Annotated in this window: 3 protein-coding genes; all 3 read right to left on the bottom strand. The window is 47.8% G+C overall.

From position 1 onward, the window contains the following. Window positions 1–252: 252 nt before the first annotated feature. The 3 genes from QVO39_RS01975 to QVO39_RS01965 all read right to left on the bottom strand — a co-directional run bounded on the left by QVO39_RS01975 (window position 253) and on the right by QVO39_RS01965 (window position 4,035). On the bottom strand, window positions 253–1,917 hold the full coding sequence (locus QVO39_RS01975; RefSeq protein ID WP_288171543.1) for an Mfa1 family fimbria major subunit: 1,665 nt from the start codon (window positions 1,915–1,917) through the stop codon (window positions 253–255). A gap of 63 nt (window positions 1,918–1,980) precedes the next feature. Continuing rightward, on the bottom strand, window positions 1,981–3,438 hold the full coding sequence (locus QVO39_RS01970) for an OmpA family protein (RefSeq protein ID WP_288171541.1): 1,458 nt from the start codon (window positions 3,436–3,438) through the stop codon (window positions 1,981–1,983). A 9-nt stretch (window positions 3,439–3,447) separates the two neighbouring features. Continuing rightward, entirely contained in the window at window positions 3,448–4,035 is a 588-nt protein-coding gene (locus QVO39_RS01965) for a DUF3575 domain-containing protein (protein ID WP_288171539.1), read from the bottom strand. Window positions 4,036–4,460 lie beyond the last annotated feature (425 nt).

Below are 4,460 nucleotides of genomic sequence, written 5' to 3'. Positions count from 1 at the left end.
TTGTATGGCACCGCTGCCGCGCTCTTCCACTCTCTTTATTTATCGCGGATAGGGGGGCGTTCAAGCCCACCCTACCCTAAAACTTCGTATAATGGTTACCTACTGCGTTACCTGCGGGTCACGGGCTGGGTCATGTACGGAGGTACACTCCCTGCACCCTTGCCCTTGGTGCCTTGTAGCTCATCCATTCTACTGTGTTTTGAAAAACTTGCTCTACTGCCTAGGCAGTTTAGAGCAGTTGTGAATACCTAATTATAGGTGAACGTCACGAGTTACAAGGTTCCAAGGAAGTACCTTAGCCTCTACACGCATAAAGCCCTTCTCTGGCTCGAGGTCATTATCGTGGTGGTCTGGAGTTGGGTCCTCGTCTGGATCCTTTGGATCTGGCTTTGGAAGGTTAGGGTCGTTAGGATCGTTAGGGTCATAGTTAAATCCACGGCTAGAGAAGCTAGCAATAGATAGAGCATAGATATTGTTACGACGAGTGTCGGCATACTTAATACCCTTCTCTACCGTACGGTTCAATAGACCATAGTAACCGCAGCGACCATCCTTATAAGTGTGGACCTTGGTATTGCCATTTGCTAGGGCAGCCTCAATAGAAATGTAAGCTGTATTATCAGTAGCACCAATATAGAAAGTAGTACCAGCAGTGTAAGCTACCTTAACGATATCTGCCTTATCATAACTTACGCGACCCTCAACCCACTCTTGGTTAGCCTCAACTGCAGCAGTTGGCTTAGCGTCAGAGATAGTACGATCGCTATAGGTAATAGTTGTCTTTTCTTCTGTACCAACCGTTTCCTTAGTAGTAGTCTTCTTGTACCAAATCTTGGTACCTGCCTCAGCAGTAAAGGTTTGCTCAGCATCAGCCTTAACACCATAAACAGTCTTTGGTACGAAAGTAGCATAAACCTTAGACGTAGCTACACGGCTGTAACCCTCCTTACGGTCAGCTACATTAGTGAAGTCTGTGCTACATGAGTTCTCAAGGAAGTAGATACCAGGATTTGTCTCATGACCACCAGTAGCATAAGCATTCTCATTAACTGCAATCGCCTTGTAACCACCAAGCTGGTCATTAGGCTTACCAAAATCACCGATACGGATCAAGAAGTCTTGACCTTCAGCCTGAGCCTCAGCAATAGTCTTGGTGTGGATAGCAGACTCATAATTTTTGTAATTACCAGCATCTTGCATAGTTCTATCACCAGCGTGGCTAGCAAGTACGTAAGTGCGAGCAGCACCATTCATCACTGAGTAGGTCATGTCAGTTAGCTGTACCTCACCAGAACCATCAGTAGCCTCACCCTTAAGACCAGCCTTCTTAGATACGAAAGCTTGAGCTACTACACGCTCTAGGTCAAACTTGAATACGTTGGCAGTCTCATCAGATCCATCCTTAGCCTGTTGCTCAGTAATACCAGCGATTACAGTCTTCTTAGCAGCAGCAGAAGTCATCACAAACTTACCATCAGTAGAAAGCTTTGCGATATCCTCAATAGCAGAAGTCTGAGCACCGAATGGGTTCTCTGGAGTGATAGCGATAGAGAGGTCACCCTTATTAAGTGCCATAGCAAGGTCACCTGTACCAGCCTTCACCTCAAATGGAGCGATGGTATAATTGCCATTAGCAGCTTTCCAGAAACCATCACCATCAACTGCTGATGGATTCCAGTCCTTAGTTGCGAAGCCTACAAGGTGCATCGTTTTGATCTGGCTCTCAGCGTCACGACCAACCTCATCAGTTTGTGGCTGTGCCTTAAGGCTAGATGGGGTAGCGATGCTTACAGATACACGAGCACTGGTATTACCAGCAACAGTACCCTCGTCAGGGGTAAATCCCTTTTCATTGTTACAAGCAGCTAGACCGAAAACGGTAGCACCTGTAAGAAGAAGTGTTGAAATCTTTTTCATGCTTTTTCTTAGTTGATTAAACAATTATATATTACTTATTATTTCTCGAATTATGATTCGTTATTAAAAGCCCAGTTCGGAGAGGTTGTGCTTAGCCTCTTCTGAGCCAAGAGAGGCAGCCTGCTCTAGTAGGGTGCGTGCCTGCTCTCTATTGCCTGCGAGGGCGGTGGCGACGCCTAGGTTGTTGAGTGCCTCGGGGCGGTTACCCAAAGAGGGGAGCACCTTGAGGGCACGTGCATAGCTTCCCACCTCTAGCTCTGCAGCAGCTGAATTGATCAGTGCCTCAGGCTCATTGGGGTAGAGACGGCTAGCGATATCAAAGACCTGCTTGTACTCCTCGGAGCTAGGGTTGTAGCTCTTGGCTACGAGGTACATCTCGTTGAGAGAGAGCAGCTTTGGATTGGTCTTGATCAGTTGCTTTGCCTCCTCTACGTTGAAGGGGCGTACGGAGTAGCTAATAGTGTACTCGGTACGACGGATCTTTGGCCACACCTCGGTGAGGAGTCTTTTGTAGGTGACCCCACCATCGATCGCCTTGATCTTGGCATCACGGGCATCGACATCGGGAGTGGACTGAATGATATCTAGCACCTGCTGGCGTGTAGCATCGGCTAGACCAATGCTATTCTCACGGATTAGCTCCTCGGCTCTATCCCAATCCTCGCCATAGCCCTGAGAGGTGAAGTGGCGAGCATCGACCGCATAGCGGGAGGAGAGATAACCAGCAAAGGCAGCGGCACGCTTCTCAGCGAGTCGCTTATTGTAGGCTGCAGAGGCCTCAGGAGAGGCGAAGCCGACAATCTCGATCTTGGAGGTATTGAGGTCTTTATTATTGAGGATCTCTACCACCTTGGCATCCACCTCGCTGAGGACCTCTTTATTATTGCCAAAAGGAGCTTTGATCACATCGCTATTGACTGGGAAGCCAATGGTAGCAGTGTACTTATCGGAGCGAACCTTGAGTTCCTCGACCTTTGGAGAGACGTACGCCAACTGGAAATTGGGCTCGCGTAGGATCCGCTCTGCCAGAAGGGTGGTAGTCATTCCTTTATCACAATCGGCACAGCCACTTGCCCACTCGATGAGCTCTAGGTGAGCATCCATCATCCAGGGTTCAAAAGGCACCTGGGCTGAGTAGTTGTAGACCTGTGCGAGGCCATTATTGCGCACCACAATGTGGGGATTGGCCTCCATATAATCTGGTTGATTGCCGTAGCGTTCGTTGCGCTCTAGGATGGTTGCCCGGGTTTTGCCGGCTACCATAAATGGGGGAAGCTGGCACGCCTTCTTGGTATCTACATTACTTACTAGCTGTGGGGTAATAAGATAGAAGTCATTAGTCTTGACTTTGCTCTTACCGAGGTCAAAGTCTACTGCAATCGCCACCTTGCCACCCTCGCGTGTATAGAGGGAATGGGTGGGGGTCATCTGCCCACTCAAGTCCTGGGCTACAGCAGAGCCAGCGAGGGTGAGTAGTGCTAATGCAAAACTGAGACGTATATGGAAACTATTTTTCATCATCAGAGTCTTTTATTTAAGGAAGAATAGAAGTGAAAGAGTCGCACGGGTGACGCCAAAGTAATCGTACTTACCATCGGATATCTGTCGACCACAGGTGGCGCAGTCGAACTTCCGGTAGTCGATGCGTGCCCATCCACCACCTACTGAAAGCTCAATATTCATAAGGGGTGAGAGGACAAACTGGTGACCGAGGCTGATGCCCGCACCATAGAAGGTACCTTCGTAACGGTTGTCTTTGAATCGATCTAGCCGACCAATGGGGATATTCCACCCGCCAACATTGGCCTGACCTACATGGCCGTGAAGACCAATAAAGGTCTGATTGAAGGATTCACAAAACCAATAGCGGAGCTCGGGCTGAACTACCCAATGACGAAACTCGCGGGGCTCGCTGAACTTCCATAGATTGAGACCGCCATCGACATCTACTGTCCACTTAGGACTCAAGGCAAATTCTACTCCTGCATTAGGAGAGCCCATCAATGCCCAGTGGGCAAGGTTGCTCTTAAGTGCCACTTTCTGACCATAAGCTTTGGGATTAAAAGCCAACGCTCCGGCCAAACACAAAAGCAATAACAATACTTTAGTTCTCTTCATAACAATATCTCTTGAGAATGTACGATACAAACTCTTTATAACGAATCATTCGTTACTAATAGCATATTAAACTTCATGCTGACGCACAAATGTACCAATAATTTATATACAATACAAATGTTGTACGTTACACAACAGTTAATTTTTAGACAGTTATTATTTACAACTGGCACTATAAACTGATTAAATGTAAGGAGAAAGGGTAATGAAGAGTTTTATGATCCGAATGTTAATTCGGTGGGATATCAGGGGTTACGCATTAGAGGAGGTCTTTCCATGAAGGAGGCTGTTGCACGGAGTGTCTACCATTTCAGGAATAGAGGGCACGGAGTGTGTACATTTTCAGGAATACCACACCGCCCCGCCCCCATATTCCGTATGCGTGCGGAACGTATTCCGTAGCCCTGCGGAATCCATTCCGCACG

The organism is Porphyromonas sp. CAG:1061 (assembly GCF_000435035.1).
Lineage (GTDB): Bacteria > Bacteroidota > Bacteroidia > Bacteroidales > Porphyromonadaceae > Porphyromonas_A > Porphyromonas_A somerae.
The sequence above is the reverse complement of the archived record's forward strand: the minus strand, read 5'-3'. Positions and strand labels throughout refer to the sequence as shown.

Coding starts and splice junctions, on each gene's coding strand:
- QVO39_RS01975 (WP_288171543.1), bottom strand. CDS start 1,917: ATGAAAAAGATTTCAACACTTCTTCTTACAGGTGCTACCGTTTTCGGT.
- QVO39_RS01965 (WP_288171539.1), bottom strand. CDS start 4,035: ATGAAGAGAACTAAAGTATTGTTATTGCTTTTGTGTTTGGCCGGAGCG.
- QVO39_RS01970 (WP_288171541.1), bottom strand. CDS start 3,438: ATGATGAAAAATAGTTTCCATATACGTCTCAGTTTTGCATTAGCACTA.